This window comes from Levilactobacillus sp. LN180102, from assembly GCF_050106635.1.
Taxonomy (GTDB): domain Bacteria; phylum Bacillota; class Bacilli; order Lactobacillales; family Lactobacillaceae; genus Levilactobacillus; species Levilactobacillus brevis.
Map to the genome: position 1 here is coordinate 54,381 of NZ_JBNIIX010000002.1, position 23,719 is coordinate 78,099.

Annotated in this window: 20 protein-coding genes; 5 read left to right on the forward strand and 15 right to left on the reverse strand. The window is 46.9% G+C overall.

Translation table 11 applies throughout. The annotated features are described in order from the left end of the window. Positions 1-36: 36 nt before the first annotated feature. From ACP4IT_RS01555 to ACP4IT_RS01605, 11 genes are all read right to left on the reverse strand, one after another. Positions 37-2,184: a lectin-like domain-containing protein gene (locus tag ACP4IT_RS01555; protein WP_172757493.1), complete on the reverse strand. Its 2,148-nt coding sequence runs from the start codon at positions 2,182-2,184 to the stop codon at positions 37-39. A 38-nt stretch (positions 2,185-2,222) separates the two neighbouring features. Further along, positions 2,223-2,822 carry a WxL domain-containing protein gene (locus ACP4IT_RS01560; protein WP_226769640.1) on the reverse strand — a complete coding sequence of 200 codons (600 nt, stop codon included), beginning with the start codon at positions 2,820-2,822 and terminating at the stop codon, positions 2,223-2,225. Between the two features lie 150 nt (positions 2,823-2,972). Then, the gene (locus ACP4IT_RS01565; RefSeq protein WP_011667044.1) at positions 2,973-3,635 is read right to left on the reverse strand and encodes a hypothetical protein; all 663 of its coding nucleotides are present in this window, start codon (positions 3,633-3,635) and stop codon (positions 2,973-2,975) included. 14 nt (positions 3,636-3,649) lie between these two features. After that, positions 3,650-5,017, reverse strand: coding sequence for an amino acid permease (locus ACP4IT_RS01570; RefSeq protein ID WP_024855231.1), 1,368 nt, complete (start codon positions 5,015-5,017; stop codon positions 3,650-3,652). Between the two features lie 424 nt (positions 5,018-5,441). Continuing rightward, entirely contained in the window at positions 5,442-5,966 is a 525-nt protein-coding gene (locus ACP4IT_RS01575; RefSeq protein WP_011667042.1) for a GNAT family N-acetyltransferase, read from the reverse strand. Between the two features lie 27 nt (positions 5,967-5,993). Beyond that, a complete protein-coding gene (locus tag ACP4IT_RS01580; protein ID WP_011667041.1) occupies positions 5,994-6,437 on the reverse strand; it encodes a flavodoxin domain-containing protein in 444 nt (147 codons plus the stop codon). Positions 6,438-6,661: 224 nt separating this feature from the next. Beyond that, positions 6,662-7,864: a trans-2-enoyl-CoA reductase family protein gene (locus ACP4IT_RS01585; protein WP_156646520.1), complete on the reverse strand. Its 1,203-nt coding sequence runs from the start codon at positions 7,862-7,864 to the stop codon at positions 6,662-6,664. 143 nt (positions 7,865-8,007) lie between these two features. Further along, positions 8,008-9,003: a tRNA dihydrouridine synthase gene (locus ACP4IT_RS01590; protein WP_097558399.1), complete on the reverse strand. Its 996-nt coding sequence runs from the start codon at positions 9,001-9,003 to the stop codon at positions 8,008-8,010. 154 nt (positions 9,004-9,157) lie between these two features. Continuing rightward, entirely contained in the window at positions 9,158-10,132 is a 975-nt protein-coding gene (locus ACP4IT_RS01595; protein ID WP_011667038.1) for a DUF4097 domain-containing protein, read from the reverse strand. Then, on the reverse strand, positions 10,129-10,767 hold the full coding sequence (locus ACP4IT_RS01600) for a DUF1700 domain-containing protein (RefSeq protein WP_011667037.1): 639 nt from the start codon (positions 10,765-10,767) through the stop codon (positions 10,129-10,131). The genes ACP4IT_RS01595 and ACP4IT_RS01600 overlap by 4 nt, the downstream gene beginning before the upstream one ends. Further along, positions 10,760-11,077, reverse strand: a complete 318-nt coding sequence (locus ACP4IT_RS01605) for a PadR family transcriptional regulator (protein ID WP_011667036.1) — start codon at positions 11,075-11,077, stop codon at positions 10,760-10,762. Before ACP4IT_RS01605 ends, ACP4IT_RS01600 begins: the two co-directional genes overlap by 8 nt. Positions 11,078-11,243: 166 nt before the next feature. Between ACP4IT_RS01605 and ACP4IT_RS01610 the strand changes: the two genes are divergently transcribed. Then, on the forward strand, positions 11,244-11,798 hold the full coding sequence (locus ACP4IT_RS01610; RefSeq protein WP_041816435.1) for a cysteine hydrolase family protein: 555 nt from the start codon (positions 11,244-11,246) through the stop codon (positions 11,796-11,798). 47 nt (positions 11,799-11,845) lie between these two features. Here the strand turns inward: ACP4IT_RS01610 and ACP4IT_RS01615 are convergent, their stop codons facing one another. The 3 genes from ACP4IT_RS01615 to ACP4IT_RS01625 are packed head-to-tail and all read right to left on the reverse strand — an operon-like array spanning position 11,846 to position 16,499. Continuing rightward, on the reverse strand, positions 11,846-13,180 hold the full coding sequence (locus ACP4IT_RS01615) for a glycoside hydrolase family 30 protein (protein WP_015473144.1): 1,335 nt from the start codon (positions 13,178-13,180) through the stop codon (positions 11,846-11,848). A gap of 45 nt (positions 13,181-13,225) precedes the next feature. Continuing rightward, positions 13,226-14,494, reverse strand: a complete 1,269-nt coding sequence (locus tag ACP4IT_RS01620) for an MFS transporter (protein WP_041815097.1) — start codon at positions 14,492-14,494, stop codon at positions 13,226-13,228. A 13-nt stretch (positions 14,495-14,507) separates the two neighbouring features. Beyond that, positions 14,508-16,499, reverse strand: coding sequence for a beta-galactosidase (locus tag ACP4IT_RS01625; protein WP_426855154.1), 1,992 nt, complete (start codon positions 16,497-16,499; stop codon positions 14,508-14,510). A 129-nt stretch (positions 16,500-16,628) separates the two neighbouring features. On the opposite strand from ACP4IT_RS01625, the gene ACP4IT_RS01630 reads away from it, so the two are divergent. The 4 genes from ACP4IT_RS01630 to ACP4IT_RS01645 all read left to right on the forward strand — a co-directional run bounded on the left by ACP4IT_RS01630 (position 16,629) and on the right by ACP4IT_RS01645 (position 21,994). After that, positions 16,629-17,498, forward strand: a complete 870-nt coding sequence (locus ACP4IT_RS01630; protein WP_021740865.1) for a helix-turn-helix domain-containing protein — start codon at positions 16,629-16,631, stop codon at positions 17,496-17,498. 173 nt (positions 17,499-17,671) lie between these two features. After that, positions 17,672-19,894, forward strand: a complete 2,223-nt coding sequence (locus tag ACP4IT_RS01635) for a glycoside hydrolase family 3 C-terminal domain-containing protein (protein ID WP_015473139.1) — start codon at positions 17,672-17,674, stop codon at positions 19,892-19,894. Positions 19,895-20,069: 175 nt separating this feature from the next. Further along, on the forward strand, positions 20,070-20,942 hold the full coding sequence (locus ACP4IT_RS01640; RefSeq protein WP_011667034.1) for a C39 family peptidase: 873 nt from the start codon (positions 20,070-20,072) through the stop codon (positions 20,940-20,942). Between the two features lie 17 nt (positions 20,943-20,959). Next, the gene (locus ACP4IT_RS01645) at positions 20,960-21,994 is read left to right on the forward strand and encodes a DUF5776 domain-containing protein (RefSeq protein WP_426855155.1); all 1,035 of its coding nucleotides are present in this window, start codon (positions 20,960-20,962) and stop codon (positions 21,992-21,994) included. Positions 21,995-22,117: 123 nt separating this feature from the next. Here the strand turns inward: ACP4IT_RS01645 and glpK are convergent, their stop codons facing one another. Continuing rightward, entirely contained in the window at positions 22,118-23,632 is a 1,515-nt protein-coding gene (glpK, locus tag ACP4IT_RS01650) for a glycerol kinase GlpK (protein WP_011667032.1), read from the reverse strand. Between the last annotated feature and the right edge of the window lie 87 nt (positions 23,633-23,719).

Here is a 23,719-nt window from a genome sequence, read left to right on the forward strand (position 1 = left end):
TCCCTCAATCTGATTGGGGAAAGCTTTTTTACTGCCTTAACTGGGAACATCTCCCAACGTCCAAGTGATTGTACTCGTGTAGTTGCCGCTTACAGCACCACCATTGACGGCTAGTAAGAGGCCTTGGTCGGCAGACCAATTCCCCATGACATCATAAACGCCATCGTGATCACGGTCATCTGTGGTGTGCCAAACAATCGCGGTGGGCGTGTCGTCAATAGTCAGCGAACCATACGCATCAACATACACTGGGCCACCAGCTAAGGTCGTCCCATCCGCTGCCACAAATGGGGTAGCCTGAACGTCTAGCACCCATTGACGCCCGGTTCCACGGGTGTCACTCACAGCTAGGCGCCAGTCATCTCCTCGTTTAGCCAACTGATCTTGACCAGTTAGGGTGGCCGTCTGAAAATGACTGGCAGCTGCAACATCGCTAAATTTCAAGTCACCGGCAACGGTGATGGGCACGGTCACCGTGTTCGAGGTATCACCCGTATCAGCCGTTGCCACCAACGTTAAGGTATTGGTTCCCGCCTGCAAATCGCTAGCTTTCAGCGGCAATGAAAAGGTCCCATCAGTCGCTGGGGTAATGACAGTAAGACGCGTCCCATTTAACACGGGTTGAATGGTTACTCGGGGAGGTGTTGTGGCACTCGTGGCCAAATGCACGTTACCCGTCACTACCGTATCGGTTTCTGGTTTGAGCGCCAACGGGTTGTCACTCGTGACACTCAGATTCAAATCAACATTCGGATTAAGCTGGAAGCTCGGTGTATCGGCGGTGCCCACGTAGGCATTCGAGACAAAGGTGCTCGTAGTTGCCGGTACTGTCGTACTTTTAGCGACCTCATCAGCCTCTCCAATCAGACTGACAGTCGCCGCATCATTATCTCGATTCAATGACTGATGGAGCGCTGCCGTTAGCTTTTGTTGACTAATTTGACTTGCATCAAGTGTTTCCGCTGGTTGATTTGCGTAGGTAATCTTGGCCGTCTCGTAACTGATGTTAGCGGGTAATTTCAAATGACCCTCAATGCTCGACCATGACTGCCGGCCGCCATTATACGCAAGATGATAATCTACTTGTAGTTTGTCGTGACTCACCACACCATGCGCACTATCCACCGGTTGCTTCTGGGTCAAATCCGTCATCGTGGCCGTAGTACTGGCCGCTACCAGTCCGGGAACACTTTCAAAGACCACTAAGTTATTCTCATATCGTGATCCAGTCGCTCCTGTAAAGCCCCACCGTATTTTTCCGGTATTGTTCGGGTCAATCTTAGCCGGATCAAGCGTGACCGTTCGGCTTACCCCCGGCTGCATAGCACCGGTTTGCGGGTCCTTATCATTAAACGTATACGTCATCTGCTTAGTAGCAGCTTTCCAAGATAAAGTCACATGGTGCCATTGACCGTTTGATAAGAAATTCGGTTGGGACTCGTCCGCAATGACCCCGAGATGGTTGAGTCCGTAATAATAGTTATCTGGCTGAATAATACCTAGCACGGGAAGGCCGTGGTCGACATGGCGAATATACGACGACCCGGCGCCGGGATAGTTGGACCCGATATGGACGGGTGGCATGCCAATATCAAACGAGTTGGCATAGCCAGCAGCTTTCCCTCCGGTACTGGCATTCCGATTGGTATCAAACTCGAGAGCCCAGCTATCTTGAATAGCAGTCTGCGCCAACTTATCAACTGAGCCTTGACGTCTAGCCATGTCAACGCCCCAGACACCTAGGGTTTCGCCAATGGCCTTCCCCGGCGTTGGGTAGTCCGGTATGGCCGCCACACCTCTGGGATCATTTTGCAAAACAAAGGCCATTCCGTCGGCGGCCTGGGTCCCCTGATTGCCAAAATATAACCACATGGAGGCTGTCTCATCCTGTGTTAAATCAAAGTAGTTCTCATCTGTCGACCAAATCGACCCAAATTGGTAGGTGTTGTTATTCACCATGGCGATCTGGGTTCCCGGTGTCGCCGGATTAGTCGCGTTCACAATGGCTGATGAGCTATAACCAGACGTATCAACCGTTAAAATCGCATTATCTTTATTCAACGAAATTCCCTGCGGAGCCGTTGCCAATGCTTGATTGTAATCACTATCGGTCCAAGCGACACTGCTAGCACCAAAAGCTAGCAATAGCGCAATCAACCCCGCACGCCATCGCCATTTTAGCACTATTAACGCCCCCTTTTTCCCTGATTCTTATTGCCCAATTATTGCGGTGTATCGTCCAATTGCCACGTTAAGGTTGCGGTATACCGTCCAGCCAATTGTCCAGCCGGCACGACCAGTTGAACAGTATTGGCCGCATAAGTTGCAGACCACTGACCTAAGCCGCCATTCTGCGGTGCCGACCAAATCACTTGATCGCTACCCGATCCATCCACGTTGACTTGATTGGCCGTTGGCGGTGTTGATGAATTGCTAGTGTTGAGTGACATAATCGCCGGCGCACCAAGTGACAACACCGCCCCACGTAAAGTGTCTCCCAACTGATCCGTAAAACCAGCGCTTTTAAGCTGAACCGCCCAACCACTCATTAGCCCGGGATTGGTCACTTGTAATGGCTGATCCACCGTGGTGGCCGAATAACGGCCGGATTGGGTGTTCGGCGTACTATTTTCGCCAAAATCAAGATTAGGTACCGTATCTAAGGTCGGCACCGCATCAGTAGCTGCGGCTACGGTTGCCGAGGTTGCCGTTTTCTGGCCAACATCTGCCGCCGAAACAGTCGGTAATGCCAGCAAGCTAACTATGCAGGTACTAGCGACAATCCTCAATGCCCATTTGGGAGTGGGCGTATACTGTCTCACCCGGTCCACCTCCCCTGACTGTACTCATAAATCGTTTAACCATCTGTTAGCAGCTTTGAAAGATATCAATATCCGCTCCGTGTCATCCCGAATAGTAATCGGTCATAGCAAAAAAGACCAGCTATTAGCCGGTCTTTCGTATTTAGTGCTTTAGTGATGAAAGTCGCTCACCGTTAAGGCTAGTAACTCAGTTAGCCACTGATGCGCTGACTCGTCAGCGGATGCTTGAATGGTGAATCCCAACGGCGCAAAGAGCGCAGCAACCGCCGACCACTGAACGTGACCATCTGCTAAGAAGCTTTTAGTCAGCTGCTCGCGTTGCTCAGCGGTAATCGGTGTCGCCATAATCGTTAGTAAGTTCACCGCCAATTGATCGGCAACTAACGCGGCCCAAGCCGTCGCTGTCAGCGGTTTGATAATCTGCCGCGGTATTACTAGCGGCACCACCGGACCCTCACGTAACAAGAACTTTTGCCACGCCATGACCTGCTCCAGCAAGACGGCATAAAACTGCCACGGCACCTGATTTCCGATTCGTTTAAACGTCGTCGCCGTAATTGCTGCAATATCCCATTGAAGCTGTGGTTCTCCTTGAGCCAACGCCGTTTGTAGCCATTCGCTAAAGAACCGCTGGACAGTGGCATCCACAGTTGCTGGTAACCGATTACCTTGTACCAAGTGATAGCGCCCCAACAAGAAGTCCTCAACCTGATCCCAAGCAATGGTACGACTGGCCTGTTGGCTTTTCTTTCGTTTAAGCTGTCGGAGTTGTTTTAAGCGACTCGACTTACCATAATTTCCTGGTCGACTCATCGTTTAACCCCATTTCATGACTTGTTTGCTTTTTCTCGTGGTTGATACTTTCTGAAGTAGATGATGGTCATAACCACTAAGAACACCACACCTACCAGAATTGAGACCCGGGTTTCTGGATTCAGAAACATGAAGATCAACGTAATCGCTAAAAATACTAGCGTAATATAGTTAGACCAAGGCGCAAACGGCATTTTAAATGGATGTTCTGCCATGTGCTGCTGGTTTTGCTTACGAAAGGCAATCTCACTAATCAAAATCACGAACCATGGCACCATGCCGGGTAACACGCTGGAACTGTAAACCATCACGAAGATTTGACTGGCATCCTTGAAGTACATGGGCAAGACCACATTTAAGACCACGCCGATACCAATCCCAATGGAGATCGCTACCACGGAGTAAAAAGGCACACCGTGACGATTTAACAAGGTCATCTTCTTCGGTAATTGATGCTTCTCCGCCAGGGTAAAGGCCATCCGACTGGCACTGTAAATCCCCGAGTTAGAACCGGACAACGCCGCCGTGATCACCACAAAGTTAATGATGGAAGCCGCTGCGGTAATCCCGATCTTCGCAAACGTCTGAACAAACGGTGACCCAATTTGGTTCAGCTGATTCCACGGATAGATGGCGACAATCACAAAGATAGCCCCTACGTAAAAGATCAAAATGCGGGCCACCGTCGACCGAATTGCGGCGACCAAGGTGTGTTGCGGATTTTCCGCTTCACCAGCCGTGACGCCAATCAACTCAATCCCTTGATACGATGCCAACACAATGGCTAGCGCGTAAATAAAGCCCTTGGCACCGCCAGTGAAGAAACCACCATTACGCCATAAATTACTGATACCAATTGGGTGACCCCCGTTACCAAATCCAAATATAATGAGACCTAAACCAGCAATGATCATTAAAATAATCGTAACCACTTTAATCAAGGCAAACCAAAATTCTAGCTCGCCAAACATTTTCACCGAAATCAAATTGGCGATACAGAGAAACGTAATGGCCACTAATCCTGGAATCCAATCCGGTAAGTTGGGCCACCAAAACCGGAAATAACCACCTAACGCGATCATTTCACTCATTCCCACCACAATAAATTGAAAAATATTACTCCATGCTGTGAGAAATCCAAAGACTGGATGCATGTATTCCGACGCGAACGTGGCAAAGGACCCGGTTGTAGGGTGCACGTACAACATCTCACCTAGAGCTCGCATAATCAAATAGAGAAAAACACCCGAAATAATATAGGCAATGAGGACGGATGGACCCGTCCACTTAATGGTGGAACCAGACCCCATAAATAGTCCAACGCCAATCGTACCGCCCAGTGCAATCATCTGCATTTGACGGGCGCTCAGTCTTCTTTGCAATCCAATTCCCTCTTTCTGTTCAAAATATTAAAACTTTATTAGGAAATGCTACCTGATTTAGACGTTTTTCGCAATCGTTTTTTCCTATTTTGATTACAAACCAGCCCAACTCCCTACCCAGTATGCCGCAAAATCGGGATTCTTTCAATGGTTCTCGCTAATCCTTGATTCTTTCCGCCAGTCTTCTAAACATGCGTTTTATATGAGTCGTTGTAGCCGTTTACCTACCTGATCCGCCTTCCAGACACGTGTCTCATATGAGTCGCTGTGGGAAGTGGCAAATGGGCTCAGTACCGTCATTATCCTTAGGGCGCGTTCTTGGTGCGCTTAGGATAAGGCCGAGCTTTAAGACAAGCGGGCAGACCCCACTTCAATTCAAAAATAAAAAAAGCGCATCTCATCATGAGACACGCCATCACTTTGCTTACTTCGTTAATAATTTTTCGTAGACAAAGCAAATGTCGGACGGATTGTAAACACCAACAATTTCGCCGACCTTTTGAAAGCCAAACTTTTCAATCAAGTGTTGCATCTTCTTGTTATCTTTGTGGGTATCAATCCGGATACTTTCGCTTTCAGGATGGTGTTCACCAATATAGCTAAACAGATCTTGGAATAATTTAGACGCATAGCCTTGGCCTTGGTGGTGGGAGAAGATGGCTACCCGGTGAACCGTCACGTATTTATCCGTTGGCTTTAGCCATTCACCTTGCAACGTATCATAGGAATGATCAGGGGCTTGCACAATCGCCGCCACCCCTAATGTTTCGTGGTCATCACTATTGTAGATCACGGCCCGACCATTGGCGATGTCATCCTTAATCACGTCACGGTTGGGATAGTTGTCTTGCCATTGATCAATCCCGGCATCGGCTAACTGTTGCTTGCCATCTTCGATAATGTCACAAACTAAATCCAATTCTTCAATCTTTGCCTTACGTAAGTACATTTTACCTTCACCTCGTCATTAAATTCTCTAAGCTAAACTGGTTAACACACGTTGGGCCAACTGATCGACACGTTGCCAATCGGCATCGTCGGGGTCCTGATCGATCTTCACGGAGTCGGCAACCTGTTCACCGTTGCTAGAATTTAACTGCATGGTCAAATAATCGACCGCGCGACCGAAGTGAATGTGTGTTTTGGAACTGGAACCTAGCACGGCAAATTTTGTCCGCCCCAAATCAACTTCTTTTAGATCTTCAAAGAAGTCTTGGGCCTCGTCCGGCAGGTCACCATCATGGTACGTATACGTCACTAAAATAATCGCATCGGATTCGGATAATGCAAACGCATCGGCTTGTGAGATTTCTGTGACCACCGTTTGGACTTTAGACGCTAATTGCGCTTGTAAATGTCCGGCAATGGCTTGGTTCCGACCAGATTGACTGGCATAAATAATTTGAATTGCTGACGTCATAATTTAGGGTCTCCTCGTTCAAAATAGACTAGCGCCTGTCACAATTTCGCTAGAAACTGCTAAGTATTATAGCCCTTTTTGGCAAGATTCCCTAGTAAAAAGACGCAATTTCGGGGGATTTTTTTCTGATTCCGCTTGCATAAAGACACTGATATCACGCGGTTAATTTTAGTTTACTCGGTTATTCATGCGGCCGCACTAGACAAAGCACGGCTTTTGCCTTGTTAGTAAGTCAATCCTTGTAAATCACCATCCGCCAATGTATTGGTAACCCCGGGGACCGCGAACCCATTTAATTGCCGAAATTCGCGCCGTAATTGCTGGTAGCCGGGTAAATCTGTCGTAAAGGTTGCTGGCGTTATTTGTGGCAACAACTGCATCACTTGTGCCTGCACTGCTGGCGACAACTCGGCGGCATCTGGACGTAAGCGCCCCCGCGCATCCAGCTCACGGTGATCGCCGTAGATCATTTGCCGCATTAATCGGTCAATCTGCTGGACGGGGACTTCATGACCCCCAGTTGCTTGCTCAACTTGATACAACGCCATGCAGTAACGTGAAAAACCGGGGATCACCATGGAAGCTTTGGTCGTCACTGACCGATTAACGCTGATCAAGGCCTCACCACCACTGGGCGCTAATAACGTTTGCAGGCGCTGGGCACTGGCTTCGGCTGCCCGCTTAGCCTGACCCAGTGTACCATCATGATAGATTGGCGCCATGGCAGTTGGCCCTTCATATGAATATAAAACCGTCTTAAACTGGGGAGCTAACACCCCGGCGGCCTGTAACGCGTGGACCCATAATTCCCAATCCTCGCCCCCCATGACATGAATTGTGGCGGCCAGTTCGGTAGCAGTGGCCGGAGGCACAGTCGTCGACACTAATTTTTCATGCTCCAAATCTAGCGTCGCATCCGTGACGGCTCGGCCCAGCGGCTTAATCACTGAGCGCCAGACCTCGGTGGGATTCACCGGATTCACGCGCTTAGGCGCAGCTATCGAGTACACCAGCAGATCGATAGCGCCACCAAAGTGCGTTTGAATCTCCTCGATCACTGCCCGTTTCGTGGCCGGCGAAAAAACATCTGCATTCAAGTTGCGGGCGATATGGCCCGCCTGCTCAGCGGCTTGTTTAAAGTAAACTTGATTCCACCAGCCAGCACTGCCTAAAGACTCACCTTGTGGTGGCCGATCATAGCCGACTGATAATGTGTCAGCCCCGGCGCCAAAAGTTGCCGTTAAGCGGCTGGCTAGTCCATAACTCGATGAACCGCCCAAAACTAAAACGTGGCGGGGTCCCGGATAGGTTCCCTGATTCGTAATCGCTGTCATTTGTTGGGTCATCATTGCTCGTAATCCCAAGGGGTTCACAGACCGCGCCACATTACCTGTTATTTTTTCAGTCAACTGCACGTGGGTCATCATGTCATCACCTTTTTACTTATTTCCTCTAACTTACCACTTTGGTCGCGAAAAGCGGTAGATTTACCCTGCTAACGTAAAAAAGCGCGCCACCAATAATCAAACACTTGGTGAAACGCGCTAAATTCATTTATTTTTGGCAATGATTACTTCGTCAGATCGGAGTCGGCTAACAACTGACGGACTTCATCAGTCGTATGCGTCTCCATCATAGCGTTACGTAGGCTCGCCGCATTACGCTGGTTGCGCACATAAATTTTGAAGAACCGCTTCAATGACGCAAAACGCGAGGTATCAAATCGTTGGGCAAACTCATCGTAGAGATCCAATTGGTAATTTAGTAGACCCAACAGTTCTTTAATGTCATGTTCTTGTGGTGTCGCTTCAAACGCAAAGGGGCTAGTGAAAATCCCCCGCCCAATCATAATACCATCAACTCCGGGGTGCGCCTGGGCTAGTGTCACACCATCCGTATAGTTTTCGATATCCCCATTCAATTGAAGTAACGTATCCGGCGCAATCTCATCCCGCAACTTAACGATGTCATCAATCATTTCATAATGGGCCGGCACCCGACTCATTTCCTTTTTCGTCCGCAAATGAATCGTCAATAATGGAATATCTTGTTGGAACAAGAAAGTTAACCAGTCACGCCATTCATCCAATCGGCTGTACCCCAGTCGTGTTTTGACACTGACTGGTAGTCCGGCCGTTTTAGCACCTGCAATTACCGCCGCTGCACTATCGAAATTACGGATTAGATCACTACCACCATGATTTTTGATAACCGTCGAATCAGGACAGCCCATATTGATATCAATGGCCTCATACCCCAAGTCCTTGACCGCCTCCGCAGCCCGAGCAAAGGCTTCACCATCATTCCCCCACAATTGGGCGACTGGCATGTGGGCCTCTTCAGGGGCAACGTATAGCCGGCCAGCCACGGTAAACTTGGCTTTGGGATGGGTAATGCTAATGGCATTGGTGAACTCCGTAAAAAAGACATCCGGCGCCGCAGCTCTCGCGACGACCCGCCGAAAAATAGCGTTGGTAACGGCCTCCATGGGCGCCAAACTAAAAAAAGGTCGGTTTTCCGCCCGCGCGTGGTCAGCAATTTGTTGCCAATAAGTTGAATCAGGCACGATAAAGTCTCCTCTATAACTTAAATTTGATGTTTAATCCGGTTTAACGCAGTTCCTACATTTTAACACGTTTGGTCTTAGAAACCAGCAAAAAAGGCCGTAACCGCAGTCACCGCCTTTTTACTGGTTTCTCCCCTACTCGTCTGACCACCACTTATTGTGTCACGGTAATATCCCCATCATCCGTGGACAATCGGTACTGCGCACTGGCAGCGCGCCGCAACCAGTAACCACTAGACCGCGAGTGACCCACGACATGAATTTCATCATCGCTATCCGTGGTCGTCACCTTAGCTCCCGCGGCTGGCGCAATTCGCGCTGAAATATCGCCATCAGTCGCCGTTGCCTTTAGAGTCCCCATTAGTCGATTATCGTGTAACTGAATATCGCCGTCACTAGCGACCACGTGACCACCGCCCAATTGGGTTGTGGCTAAGCGAACATCGCCATCTCCACTGATTACACGGTTATTGACTGCTTTAAAATGGCTCTGCGTGAGGCTAACGTCCCCCTCCTCAGCAGTTAAATCCACGCGATCTGCTTTGACCTGTTTACCACTAATATCACCGGCAGTCGTATCCACGGCTAAGGTCTTCGTTACGCGAACATCATTAAAACTGACGTCATCTGTGGACTTGACGGAAATTTGTTTGACGGTCATCTTTTTTAAAGATAGCTCTCCACCCTCACGCTTAGAAATGATGCTATCTAACCGCTGTGTTTTAGGTACCGTGATGACGACACCGCGTTTATCACCGTTACTACTAAAGTTAATTCCGCCACCATCACTCCCAAAGCCTAAAACATAGTTCATTGTTGTCGAACCCCCGGTAACTGTCAGTGTCCCCTGACTGACCCGTGCGCGGAGCCGATTATTAGCACTACTGAAATTATGTAGCGTCACCTGGCGTGTGTCGCCTTGGCGAATCGTAACCGGCGCTGTCGTATCAATCACAATGCGTCGATAACTGTCTAACCGCTGGCGTTGTTTTTTCTGTTGAATCACTTCAAATCGCCGATCTTGGTGGTTCCACACAACCGGCTTGTCGCCACGATGTTGCCAGCCCCAGCCTAACAAGATCGCCCCTAGAATTAAAAGACCTCCGCTGACCATTAAACTTCGCTTCATAGTTTTCGCCCCCGTTCTGCGCGACTTCGTGGAATAAAACGGTCATAAATCCCCTTGGCCGCCCACGATAAGCCACTAATCAATTTGATTCCCAACCACTTGATGACTAACCAACCTAACAGACTGGCGCCCAATGACAGACAGCCAACACCGAGATAGAAGACCCCCGTCCACGGTGCTTGAAATAACATCACAATTCCCACAATCGTGGCTACGACACCTACAATCACGATGCTAGCAAAAACAGCTAAAGCCGCGACCGCTAATCCAAATAAAACAGCGGCAAAAGCAATAAATAGCGCACCAACTACCAATAAAATGGGAATCGTAATAGGCGTCGATAATAGTGCCAAAATAATTAACCAAACTGTTTTAACATTATCTTTAGTTGCCTGTACCGAGGAACGTGTTCGTCCTGAAGCCTGATCTCCACCTTGTTCTGATAAACGGATCGAGTAATCCGCCAAAATCTTGCGCGCTAATGACCGCGGCGTCCCCAACTCATCAACTGCTTGCTGGTAAGTCTCAAGGTTAGCATCTAATAAGTATTCTCGATAATAATCCACAACATCATGTTGCTCCGCCGTTGTTAGTTGGCCGATCAGGCGATGGACCGCCTGTAAGTAATCATTCATGTGTGTGTCCCCCTAATAACGTCGTAATCGCTGGCTGAAACGCTACCCAGTCCGTTTGAATCTCGGTTAAGCGCGTACGACCCGATGCCGTTAACTGATAATAGCGTCGGTTACGCCCCTGAAAAGGCTCATCATAGGTTGTTAACCAGCCATTCTTTTTCAGCCGTCGCAAGACCGGATACAACGTTGACTCTGAAATTGGAATCTGCTGGCGCACTTCTTGGGTTAGCGTATAACCGTAATAATCTCCCCGAGTCAACAGGCCCAAGACGCAGCCGTCTAATAGTTCAGTTGGAATTTGAATAGCCATTAATTTTCCTCCTCAATACTATACGACGTATAATATAGATTCACTAATAATATACGACGACAAAAATCATCTGTCAATGTGCATCTATAAAAAATAAATAGCCACTTTCATTGACAATTTATTGAGCGGCCAACATACTGTAATCAATCTCGTGGAAGTGAGGACCATTATGACTAATCAAGCTTTGTTAATCATCGACTACACTAATGACTTTGTTGCAGATTCGGGAGCCTTAACCTGTGGTCAGCCGGGACAGTTGCTAGCCCCCACCATTACGGAGCTGGCCCAGCAAGCCCAGCAAGCTGGCGACTGGGTGTTACTCCCAACCGATGTCCATACCCCCGATGACCCTTATCATCCTGAAAGTCGCTTATTTCCGACGCATAACGTTGCGGGGACCTGGGGGCATGAGCTCTATGGCCCGGTCAAAGACTGGTTTAATCAAAACCAGTCGGCAGATAATGTCTGGCAGTTCGCTAAGACCCGCTACAGTGCCTTCGCCGGTACTGACCTTGATTTGCGCTTACGCGAACGCCGTGTCGATACGTTAGTCTTAACGGGCGTCTGCACCGACATCTGTGTCCTACATACGGCTGTCGATGCTTACAACTTGGGCTATCAATTGGTCGTTCCAAAGAATGCCGTTGCCAGCTTTGATGCAACTGGACATACTTGGGCCCTTCGCCATTTTGAAACGGTGTTGGGTGCTGAGATTATTTAGACGTTAAAAAACCGTTGCCCACAGTTGAAGGGCAACGGTTTTTCAAATTAATCGAGTACAAATGTATTGAATGAGTTCGGCGCTAGTGTTACCTGAATTCCCTCATCCGGTTGATCAGGATCGGCAAAGGTAAACGGTAATTCGCGATTTAATGCATTCTGGACAACGACGACCACTTGCCCATCCGGATTGCGAAAAGCCTTTCCCATTGAGTTAAAATGTCCCGTTGTCGCTAATACGCGAGCCCCTGGCTTCACATAATGTGCATAATGCCGCATAACATAATATTCAGGATTACGGGTGACTGCTTGTGTCTTAGAATCAATTGAAAACATCGAGTTTTGGTGCCATCCCCATGTGCTAATGGTATCACCTAGAATCATATTCCAATACGTGTAAGCTGTTGCTCCTGCTGTGAAGTAATGGTTGACCAAATGGAAAATATATTCAGCATATTGCCACGTATTTTCACCATAACCACATTCCGATTCAGTCTGAATCAGCTCCATTTCTGGCCACGACGCATGCGTCCGTTCGATAGCATGTTGCCCAGCCCATTGATACCCAATTCCTGTGATATATTTTCGTGCCTGGTCATCAAATAAAATATTATCAACGTAGCGGTTATAGTTATCCATTTTAATGCCGGATGCATCAAATGACATGTCTTCTGGACCATTCAGCGTCCCCAGAAATATTTCAGTATCCAAGTTATTTTGCTTGAACGTCGGGCCAAGATAATCTCGAATAAAGATACGTAAGTCTTCACTATGCCATCGACAGGATGGAAACTTCTGGTCGGCAAATACTTCATTTTGCGGACAAACACGTTGAATATGAATACCTAGTTTTTCGTAAGCCCGAATGTACTTGACGAAATAATCCGCATACGCCTGTAAATTCTCAGGTGTCATCACAATTCGTCCAAAGTTATAGACTTTAGGAAACTTCATCCAAGTCGGCGGTGTCCACGGACTGGCAAATAATTCCAAATTTGGTTGATAACGCTGGGCATTTCTAATATAGGGAACCAACGTCTGTTCATCATGGGCTACTGAAAAATCATCCAGTGCATAATCCCCATCGCTTTCATCATAACTGTACCAAGTTTCTGCGAAATCATTCGCCCCAATTGGGGTCCGATTAAATGTAAAGTTCAGCCCTTCTGGTGAAAATAAATCACGATAAATCATTTGCTGCTGATCATCGGGTAACTTACTGAGGGGTAGGTACCCCAGTTCATTAAAACAACCGCCAAATCCCCGCAATTTCTGTAACCGTTCTCCTGTCAATTGCAAATCTGGCGAGGTGGTTGCTGTAATCGTTGTGGGTGTTTTCTCAGTTAAATACGCATCCGGCGTACTTTCAATCCAAGTTGTCATCTGTTATCCTCCTCAATATATTTGTAGCGCTTACAATCTTCCAAATTATTTAGTTGATCGGATCATCTGAATGAAGATACATGCTAATAAGACAAAGACAATCGCGATTGGGAAAACCAACTTGTAGCCACCCATAACAACAACGATACTGGTCACAATGGGTCCAACCGTTTGTCCCAGGGTTGTCGCAATATTTAAGATTCCCAAGTCTTTACCAGCCTCTTCTTTATTCGGTAAAACATCAATATTCAAGGCCTGGTCGACCGCACCATAAACGGCATATCCCAAACCGGCAAAACCGGCAAATAAAATCATTGAGGTTGCCGAACGCATTACCCAAGGTAGCAGGTAGCCAATCGCTAGTAAAATAGCAGAAACAATAACGGGTAACTTTCGTCGACCGATTGCATCAGAAATCGCACCAGAGGCTAAAGATCCAACTAATCCCACAATCATCGTAACAACCGACATCACTGAAATGGTAGCCGCTGCATTAGTTTTTCCTTGGCCAATGTAGCTTTCCAAAATATATAACTGATAATTCAGAATCATATAATAACTAAAGATTAACAGCGTACGGCCTAAAAAAGCTAACCAAAAATCACGGGCACCCTTTAATGGTGGTCGAAATGATGCTAGTAATTCACTAAAACCACCCGCAACAGCTGGTAAATCTTTCGAAGATGGTTCAGTCGGCCAGACAATGACTGTACAAATGCCCGCAACCCCCATTAAAACACCGGCAATCACAAATCCAGGAATTTGTAAGGTGATAAAATAAGCGCCAATTAGAGTTCCCAAGGAAGTTCCACAAGTCGTTCCAGCAGACATAAATGCTGACATCGTTGCTCGCATATCGTCTGAAACACGATCAGATAGTGTTGCAATAACTGGTGCGATCATCATATTTAAGCCAACCATGCTAATACAATAAGCCACGCCAATCGTCCACGCGTTATTCAAAATTCCAATTGCAAATAAGGAAATTCCGCCAACAAGTCCACCACCAATAACCCAAGGCGTCCGTCGACCTAATCGCGACCGCGTACGATCGGATAAATTTCCAAAAACTAAATTAGATAGTAATGATGCAATGGCTGTTGCCGCATTAAGAACACCAAAAATGGCTGTTGAAGCTGTCGGTCCCACTAAATCCTTCAGATGTTGTGGTAATAAAACAGCAGAAACAATTCCTAAACCACCCATCCATAACAGCGCGAAGATAAAGAAGCTAATAGAAAACCGAACTTTGTGAGCTTTACTCATCGTTAATTTCGATACAACTGTCTCGCTATTTTTTGCTGTATTATCCATGTTTTTTCTCCTTTTATACGGACTCAACAATCGCTACACCCCACGGGTTTAATACTAACTTGTTGACCACTTCTTGATTGCTCAACAAGTCAGTGCCGCGAACTGGATTCGATACGAGTTGTGTTTCACTTGAGTAGTTGAAGTAGTAGGTCACCGTCTTACCTAAGTCATTCGTTCCCTGCTTAATAATGACTGGAAAGGCCGCAGTGAACCGTCGTAATCCTAACTCTTGCGTATAATCAGCCACTAATTGAGAAATTACCGCCGCAGACGGATAACAGCCTAGATAAATTACCAACCCTTGACCGTAATGATTTTTAGTGATTGCTGCATAATTTGACCAGTTAGGATCATCGTACGTTGCTAAAATCTCCGCTGTATCAGGAATTAATAATTCCATCCAATCCTGTAATGACGTATCTGCAATCTGTCGCAAACTTCGAGACTGACCAACTAATTGTGTGCCATCTGGATCTACAAATAGGTTGTAGTGGACCCCCGTTGAGCGGGTAAGTCGGCCCGGTTGTTGATCCATGCGTACTTTGACGTGTTCATTTGTGAAACCTGACTTAAACGTATAGATCACATGTCCACCACGTTTTACGTAGTCATCGAGTTTATCCAAGAAAGCATCGCTCACACTATACAAAGCCGGCACAACAATTAATTGATAGTCCTGTAATCGAATATGAGTCTCATCAGTTATGTCGGTCCGAATATTCAATCGATAAAATTGATCATATAGCGATCGGAAGAGGTCATTATAGTTATGATTATCAGAAAATGGAAAGGCATTGAGTGCTGTAAAACTACGATTACTAGCCAAGAAGGCAACATTTGCCTTAATTTTTAAATTGACCAAATGACTTGAAAGACGCTTCAATTCCGTGCCGGTTTGTTTAACCTCGTCATAAATTGGATTCGGCTGAAAATCATGGCTGAGAATCCCCTTCCAGTAAGTCTCTGCCGAATTATGAATCGAATGCCAGTGCCAGTATTCCACCATATTAGCCCCCGAAGCTAGATGGCTATAAGCCAATTGGCGCAACTGTCCTGGATAAGGAACCTGCTGCTTAAAGGCTTGCGCCTGAGTTTCCATTACCAAATAATTATCATGCTTTAGTGTTCGCAACTCATCACCCGCAAAAGAGAGTTCAGTTCCCGTCAAGTGCTTACGCGACGGGTGATAAATATCACCTCCGGCATAAGTCAACGCGGCACTAGCATCAAAATGATTGACTTCTGGTTGAATACCATATGAATAACCACGCCATTCAAAATCAAAATTATGGGTAACAAATTGATCAGCGAGACGATAGTCATCAACCAGAGAAACCTGCCAAGATAAGTAATCTGTGACTAGTTTCTGCCGATAAGTCTCAAAGGCCGTTTGTAGGCTTCCGTTAATTGTGCCGTCCATTGAGGGAAAATCTTCCCATGCGTTAATCCGATTACTCCAATAATCCAGTCCAAATTCCTGATTTAATTGTTTTAAATCGCCTTTAAATTCACGCTTTAAAAACTGAACAAACCCTTTTTGAACATTATCGCTTGACGTACCATAGTGTTTGGTTTCGTTGTCTACTTGGAATCCAATGACTGTAGGGTGGTGTGCAACATGTTGCATCATTTTCCGAATGATTCGTTCAGCATATCGTAGAAATGTTGGATTTGTAATATCAAAAATTTGCCGAGCACCATACGGTTTACGCTGACCATCAACCTGTACCATAACTTCTGGATACGTCTTGGCCAACCAAGTTGGAATAGCGTAAGTTGGGGTACCAACAATTACATGAATCCCGGCAGTATGCATAGCATCAAGCACTTTATCCAAAGGTGAAAAATCAAAAACACCATCCTGCGGCTCATAAGTGCTCCATGTACTTTCACCAATGCGAACGACATTGATGTTAGCAGCTTTCATCATCTCGATATCCTTATCCAATCGATCAACAGGTAAATATTCGTAATAATAGGCCGTGCCATATAAAATATCTTTCATCACTTGTCCCTCACTCATCGTTTCTGTAAACGCTTACCTGGTAATTATTACCGATTAGTGTATGCTTGTACATGGCTATGTTCGGCTAAAAAAGACCCAAATCAAACCTTTGGGAGAAAGAAATTGACTATGGATATCCTAAAAAATGCACATCGCCTACCAGTTCTCGATTGGAATTTAAATTTTTTTGGCGGTCATTATCAGCAGGTCGCTAATGATTGGTTCGTTCCACAAGATAAACACCAAGCCTTTGAATTAATTTTTATCTTGCATGGTCAGGAATGTCTCACTATTGAGCACGAAAAGTATCACTTAAATCAAGGGGATTTTGTTCTGATTCCCCCTGGATTTCGTCACACGGCACAAGCTATTGACCAACTAACTTATTTCTGTTTTCACTTTGATTTAGATGAGCCCAATTTCATTGTGCAATTGATTCAAAACTCCCCCGTGTTTTTTCCCAAAATGGATCCAATCAACCGAGAAATTCGCCCAATTTTAGGTGCAATGGTTGAGTTAGTTTCACCAACCACGACCTATTCTTTCGAGGATAAAATGCAAATTCAAATTTACCTGTCACAAATCCTTATGGCCTTCAATCGCTTGATTCCAACAAAAACCGCTAGCACCAATGCTAATCAATCTCGCTACGCTAAGATTATTGCGGAAACCCTCAAATCAACACTTAACGAGGCTATTCTTCATCCGATCGATGAAACATCCATTCAGATTTCAATTGCTGATCTTATGTCCTCTATTGGTATCAGTGAAGGCTATGGGAACCGCCTATTCAAGGAGGCCTATGGTTTTTCACCCCAACAGTATTTATCGACGCTTAAGTTAAAATGGGCTAAAAAGATGCTACTCAAGCCACAATTTAGTGTCAGTGAGATTGCCCAAACACTGGGCTACCAAAATGCTTCACATTTTAGTCGCCAATTCAAGCGCTGGACCGCTATGTCGCCCAAAACCTATCGTCAAATTGTCGCTAAAAATTAGGGAGTTTCAGCCTATCATGCTTCCAGTTTTGCTCACAAGTCATTTGCACTATTGGATCCTCAGTAAGTCAGATTTGGGTCATTTTTCGTTCAATTCAGTACTTTCAGCTATTATGGATTCCTGATACACTGATTCTTGTAAGCGTTTTTATAAAATGACAAAGGAGCCTCTCTATGACAGCCATTCCTTCTAATGATTTTATTGATCAACTGACTTTGACCGAAAAGGCCAGTCTGGTTTCCGGCAAAGATTTTTGGTTTACTGCTGGCGTCGAACGACTAAACTTGGAAAAAATTATGATGACAGATGGTCCTTCGGGTTTGCGAAAGCAAGCCAGTAGCGCGGATGCTTTGGGTCTTAATCAAAGCGTCAAAGCGGTAACCTTTCCAGCTTCAGCACTGACTGCTAGTTCCTTTGACCGCAGTGCTTTAACTCACCTCGGGCAACATCTGGGGACCGCGGCTAAAGCCGAAGGTGTCAGCATTTTATTAGGCCCAGGTATTAATATCAAACGTAGCCCATTAGCCGGTCGAAACTTTGAATATTTTTCAGAAGACCCCTTAGTGGCTGGTGAACTGGGTGCTGCATACGTAACTGGCGTCCAGAGTCAAGCTGTCGGCGTTAGTGTTAAACACTTTGCCGCCAATAACCGTGAAAATCAGCGGTTCACCTCATCCTCAAATATGAGTGAACGAGCACTGCGAGAAATTTATCTCGCTGCTTTTGAACGGATTGTGACCAAAGCCCATCCTGCAACCATCATGTGTTCTTACAATGCGATTAACGGCACCCTAAACTCACAAAACTTCCGTCTATTAACGACAATCTTGCGTGATGAGTGGGGGTTTGATGGCGTTGTCATGTCAGATTGGGGCGCAGTTGCCGACCATATTGCGGCATTGCGAGCTGGTCTTGATCTAGAAATGCCCGGAAAGGGTCCTCAATCTACAACAGAAATTGTCGAGGCCGTACAGCACGGCGACCTAACCGAGGCCACTCTCAATATTGCTGTCAAACGTGTTCTTAAAATGATTCACGAGTGGCATGTGGATAGCACGCCACATGCTTACGACCAAGAAAAACAACATCAATTTGCTCGCCAACTGGCGGCTAATAGTTTTATTCTGTTAAAAAATGACCACCAAGTCTTACCATTAGATAATCTCCAAGATGTCACAATTCTAGGCGAATTAGCGGAAAAGCCACGGTACCAAGGTGGTGGTAGTTCCCACGTCAATGCTTTTCGGGTTACAACACCGCTCTCAGTAGCTCAAGCTGCTGGCAACACAACTTATCAAGCCGCTTATCAAGTTAACGCCACGCAGTCTGACCCCAATCGATTGGCACAAGCCGTAGCGGCCGCTAAAAAAGCACCCGCCGTTGTTATCTTTGCTGGCGTCCCTGAAGCATTGGAATCAGAAGGCTTCGATAAGACCACCATGGCCTTACCCGAAAACCAAAACACCCTGATTTCCCAAGTTGCTGCCGTGAACAACCGTACCGTTGTCGTTTTACAAAACGGTTCGGCTATTGAAATGCCTTGGGCAGATGACGTCGCAGCTATCCTAGAAACCTATTTGGCTGGAGAAGCTGTTGGTGAGGCCACTTGGGACGTATTGACTGGTGCAGTCAATCCCAGCGGAAAATTAGCGGAAAGTTTTCCATTTAAGTTAGCCGATAATCCGACTTATGGAACCTTTAATGCCAGTCCGTTAACGGAAGATTACCATGAAGATATTTTTGTAGGATACCGCTACTACGACTTGAAGCAACGGGCTGTACGCTATCCATTTGGCTTTGGTCTCAGTTATACCCATTTTAGCTATCATGATCTTAAGGTTACTGTCCAAGATCAGCAGGTGACGTTACGTTATCAACTTACTAATGATGGTCCGGTCGACGGACAAGAAATTTCTCAAATTTATGTGGCTAACCATGCCAGCCATATAGAGGTGCCGCGCCGTGAACTCCGTGACTTTGTCAAAACCGCTTTGCGTTCTGGCGAAACTAAAACAATTACTCGAATACTGACTCGACGTGATTTCAGTTGGTACAACGCCCGAACGGCTTCCTGGCAAATGGATGACGGTAACTATACGATTAGTGTCGGTCAATCATCTCGTCAGCTAAACCTCAGCCAAGATATCTCACTTACCTGGAATCCCAAACATTTGGCCCCCATTACCGCTAATACCTACATTGGGGATATCATGGCTCGACCAGATCTGCGTCCCGCTCTGGAACAAACAAAAATGGCAACCAGTCTTGATCAACTGGCTAATGATGACACTAACAGTGAACTCATGAAAAATATGCCACTCCGAGCTGCCATCATGGTCGGCATTGATGCGAGTCAGCTCAAGGAATTTTTACGCCTCACTAATCAAATTCAATAACCATAAAAAACGGCAGTTAACGTGTGCTTCACCACGTTAGCTGCCGCTTTTTTGTTTACCCATTCAACATTGTTTATCTTAAACATAACGTGTACAATAAGAATGACGCTAAGCCCGCATTTTGGTGGCTCGGTCATTCATTTATCATACATATTCTAAGGGGGAACCGTTTATCATGAAACGATTCATCAGTAGCATCGTGGCGTTAGGCGTCGGCCTAATTCTTAGCGGGTCGATTGGGGCCGCCGCCAGTACCACACCCGATGCCCAAAGTTCGTCTACCGTCACCCAACAACCCGTCTATCGTCCCGTCAGTCAACGTAAGGTTGTTAACTACTATACTAAGATTGGGCCAAATCAAACTCATAACTACAAGGTTTATCGTTCTGGCGGCGCCAAATCATCCGCAGCGAATGCCAAACCGATTGCCACTGGTCGGCAATACGCCAATCAGTCGGTTCACATCACCCGTGAAGAAACCATGGCCGATGGTAGCTGGTTAAAGTTCACCACAACAACGACGAAACAAGTTGGGTGGATTCACCGTAATGGAACGGTCAAAACTTACCGCTACCTAAAGGTGCCACTAATTGGTCAACGGCCACAATTACCAACGGGCTGTGAAGTAACTGCCACCACCATGATGCTCCAATATGCTGGGGCCAAGGTCACTAAGACCTCATTAGCCAATGAAATGCCCCGTAGTTCCAATCCGAATAAGGGGTTCGTTGGTAATCCTTATGCCAAATCCGGCTGGTGGATCTATCCCAAGGGCTTGATGCCACTGGTTAAAAAGCACGTTGGGTCGGCTACCAATTTGACTGGTGCGTCCTTTAACCAATTAAAGGCCAAGATTAATGTCGGACATCCCGTTGTTGTCTGGGTGGCTAACGTTGACGGCTTTGTTAATCACGCGATCACCCTCACCGGCTACAGTAAGACGCGGGCCTATTACAACGACCCTTGGACCAAGAAAAAAACTAATATGACATTAACCAGCTTACAGACACACCGCAAGCACGATGCTTATCGCGCATTAAGTTACTAACATAAGGGGAACTTCTCATGAAAAAATTAGGTTTATTGATTTTAGCCTTAACCAGTTTGGGACTCGGCAGTAACACTGTTGTTGCCCAAGCTAACACGAAATATTACACTGCCAATCCCGGCATTATCCGTACCAAAAAGACGGTCGTCTACTACCAAAACGCCGCCAAGACTAAAAAAGCAGCAACCATCAAGGCCAATCACTATGCCAAGATTATAAAAGTGGTGACAGTTAAGGGCCACGCTCCACTGCTCAAAACCAATACTGGCAAATACGTGACGGCCAACAAAGCCTTCGTTGCCAAAACCGCGGGTTATCAAAATCCTAAGAAGTACTACCAAGTCAATTACACCCAGATCAAGCCTTACGGCAAGGTCGGCTACACCGTTAAGCGCAACTATGAAGGCATTAAGACCTGGAAAATCATGAAACACTTGGGAACGGCCAACGGCTATAACAAGTACAACACCGCAACTTACTACGCCGTTCGTTCATTTCAAAAGAAGCATCACCTAAAGGTCACGGGTAACGTTGACGAAAAGACGTGGGTGAAGCTAGGCTTCTCCAAATCCAGTTGGACCAGCATTGATCGTTATGTTGCCCCACTGGGTGCCCACGCTTGGAATGGCCGTCAAGACCACATCGAAGCCATGATTAAGCAAGCCTACAAATACATGGGTAATCCTTATCTAGTTGGCTCTTCCACGAGTCCTGCTTATGGTACCGACTGCTCTGGCTTGGTCATGCAAGCCCTCTACGCCGGGGGTATTAACCCAGCACCAATCAGCTCTATTCATCATGCCTACCCCGGAAATGAATGGAACTCACGGAATCTGTGGGCTAGCAAGAAGTTTAAGCACGTTGCCTACAGCCACAAAAAACGTGGCGACTTGGTCTTCTACTATCAACCAGGTACCCACACCATCTGGCACGTTGCGCTTTATTTAGGCAAGGGTAAGGTCATCGAAAGCTGGCCACCACGGATCATGGTCCAACCCATCAAGAACGGCCAACGCTCTAATGTCGCTGGTATTGCGCGCGTCTTTAATTAAATAAGCATGGTCATTGGGCCGAAGATTCTCAGACTGAGAATCTTCGGTCTTTTTGACTAAAGACAACTAAAAAACCGTGGACCACCAGCACTCGTGCTGGCGTGTTCCACGGTTTTAATCTGCTTAATTTTCTGGCTTAAACGCCCGTGTCGCCGCCACGGCCTGTTGCCAGCCCGCGTATAGCTGCTGACGCCGGTCTTCTGGCATATCTGGCGTAAACAAGCGACCGTCATTATGAATTGCTTTGACCTCATCCAGGTTCTGCCAAAAACCGACAGCCAATCCGGCCACGATTGCCGCCCCCATCGCCGTCGTCTCTTCATCGGCTGCACGCCGAACTGGGGTGTTGATAATATCAGCCTGGAACTGCATGAGGTAGCGATTCCGTGAGGCCCCCCCATCGGCCATCAATTCTGAAATTTCAATACCGGTATCTTGCTTCATCGTGCGCAAGACATCGCGCGTCTGGTAGGCAATCGACTGCAAGGTCGCCTTCACAAAATCATTGCGATTCGTTCCCCGGGTAAGGCCAAAGACAGCGCCCTTCGCATCAGGATCCCAGTAAGGTGCCCCTAATCCGTTAAACGCGGGTACCACATAGACTTCATCGTTATTGATCGACGCCATAGCCGCTTGCCGGGATTCCGGCACATTACTGATAATCTGCATGCTTTCATGCAGCCAAGCCAACGCCGTTCCCGCGACAAGGATTGACCCTTCTAGGGCATACGTAATCTCACCATCGAGGCCATACGCAATGGTCGTCAATAAATTATGCTTAGACAATTGTGGTTCATGCCCCGTGTTCATCACGACAAAGGCCCCATCCCCGTACGTGTTTTTCACCGTACCGGGTGTTAATGCCAATTGTCCCAGTAACGCAGCTGATTGGTCCCCGATGATGCCGGCAATTGGGACTTCCACGCCATAAAATTGGAAATTCTGGGTCACACCATAAACTTCTGAACTCGATTTTACTTCTGGCAACATCGCGACCGGAATATTTAGCCACTGCAGAATTTCTGCATCCCACTGCAGCGTATGAATGTTAAACAGCATCGTCCGACTCGCATTACTGTAGTCAGTCACGTGAATGTTGCCGCCCGAGAGCTTCCACGCCAACCAGCTATCAACCGTGCCAAATAACAACTCGCCCCGCTCAGCGCGTTCCTGGGCACCAGGGACGTGATCTAAAACCCACCGCACCTTCGTGGCACTGAAGTAGGCATCCACCACGAGCCCGGTCTTTTCCTTAATCGTTTCTGCTCGCCCAGCCGCCACTAACTCTTTGGCGAGACTGGCCGTCTGCTGACTTTGCCAGCCGATGGCATGATAGATGGGTTCCCCGGTCGTCTTGTCCCACACAATCGTGGTTTCCCGTTGGCTACTGATCCCAATAGCTTCGATATTTTCGGGGTGAATTGACGCATCAATTAGCGCACTGGCAATCACCGACAACACACTGTTCCAAATCTCATTTGCGTCAGATTCGACCCAGCCTGGATGTGGGTAATACTGCGGCACTTCCTTGTACCCTTCGATCACCTTGCGGCCCGTGTGATCAAAGATTAATGCCCGTGTACTACTCGTACCTTGATCAATCGCCAATACATAATTTTCCGGTTGTTTAAGTCCCATCTGCTTGACTCCCTCCAAAATTCCATCATGACGAAACCGGTTCCAAAATCGTTGCACTTATCATAGCACGACTCTTGTGAAAAACGC

Coding starts and splice junctions, on each gene's coding strand:
- ACP4IT_RS01565 (WP_011667044.1), bottom strand. CDS start 3,635: ATGAGTCGACCAGGAAATTATGGTAAGTCGAGTCGCTTAAAACAACTC.
- ACP4IT_RS01575 (WP_011667042.1), bottom strand. CDS start 5,966: ATGTACTTACGTAAGGCAAAGATTGAAGAATTGGATTTAGTTTGTGAC.
- ACP4IT_RS01580 (WP_011667041.1), bottom strand. CDS start 6,437: ATGACGTCAGCAATTCAAATTATTTATGCCAGTCAATCTGGTCGGAAC.
- ACP4IT_RS01585 (WP_156646520.1), bottom strand. CDS start 7,864: ATGATGACCCACGTGCAGTTGACTGAAAAAATAACAGGTAATGTGGCG.
- ACP4IT_RS01595 (WP_011667038.1), bottom strand. CDS start 10,132: ATGAAGCGAAGTTTAATGGTCAGCGGAGGTCTTTTAATTCTAGGGGCG.
- ACP4IT_RS01600 (WP_011667037.1), bottom strand. CDS start 10,767: ATGAATGATTACTTACAGGCGGTCCATCGCCTGATCGGCCAACTAACA.
- ACP4IT_RS01605 (WP_011667036.1), bottom strand. CDS start 11,077: ATGGCTATTCAAATTCCAACTGAACTATTAGACGGCTGCGTCTTGGGC.
- ACP4IT_RS01615 (WP_015473144.1), bottom strand. CDS start 13,180: ATGACAACTTGGATTGAAAGTACGCCGGATGCGTATTTAACTGAGAAA.
- ACP4IT_RS01620 (WP_041815097.1), bottom strand. CDS start 14,494: ATGGATAATACAGCAAAAAATAGCGAGACAGTTGTATCGAAATTAACG.
- ACP4IT_RS01625 (WP_426855154.1), bottom strand. CDS start 16,499: ATGAAAGATATTTTATATGGCACGGCCTATTATTACGAATATTTACCT.
- ACP4IT_RS01630 (WP_021740865.1), top strand. CDS start 16,629: ATGGATATCCTAAAAAATGCACATCGCCTACCAGTTCTCGATTGGAAT.
- ACP4IT_RS01635 (WP_015473139.1), top strand. CDS start 17,672: ATGACAGCCATTCCTTCTAATGATTTTATTGATCAACTGACTTTGACC.
- ACP4IT_RS01640 (WP_011667034.1), top strand. CDS start 20,070: ATGAAACGATTCATCAGTAGCATCGTGGCGTTAGGCGTCGGCCTAATT.
- ACP4IT_RS01645 (WP_426855155.1), top strand. CDS start 20,960: ATGAAAAAATTAGGTTTATTGATTTTAGCCTTAACCAGTTTGGGACTC.
- glpK (WP_011667032.1), bottom strand. CDS start 23,632: ATGGGACTTAAACAACCGGAAAATTATGTATTGGCGATTGATCAAGGT.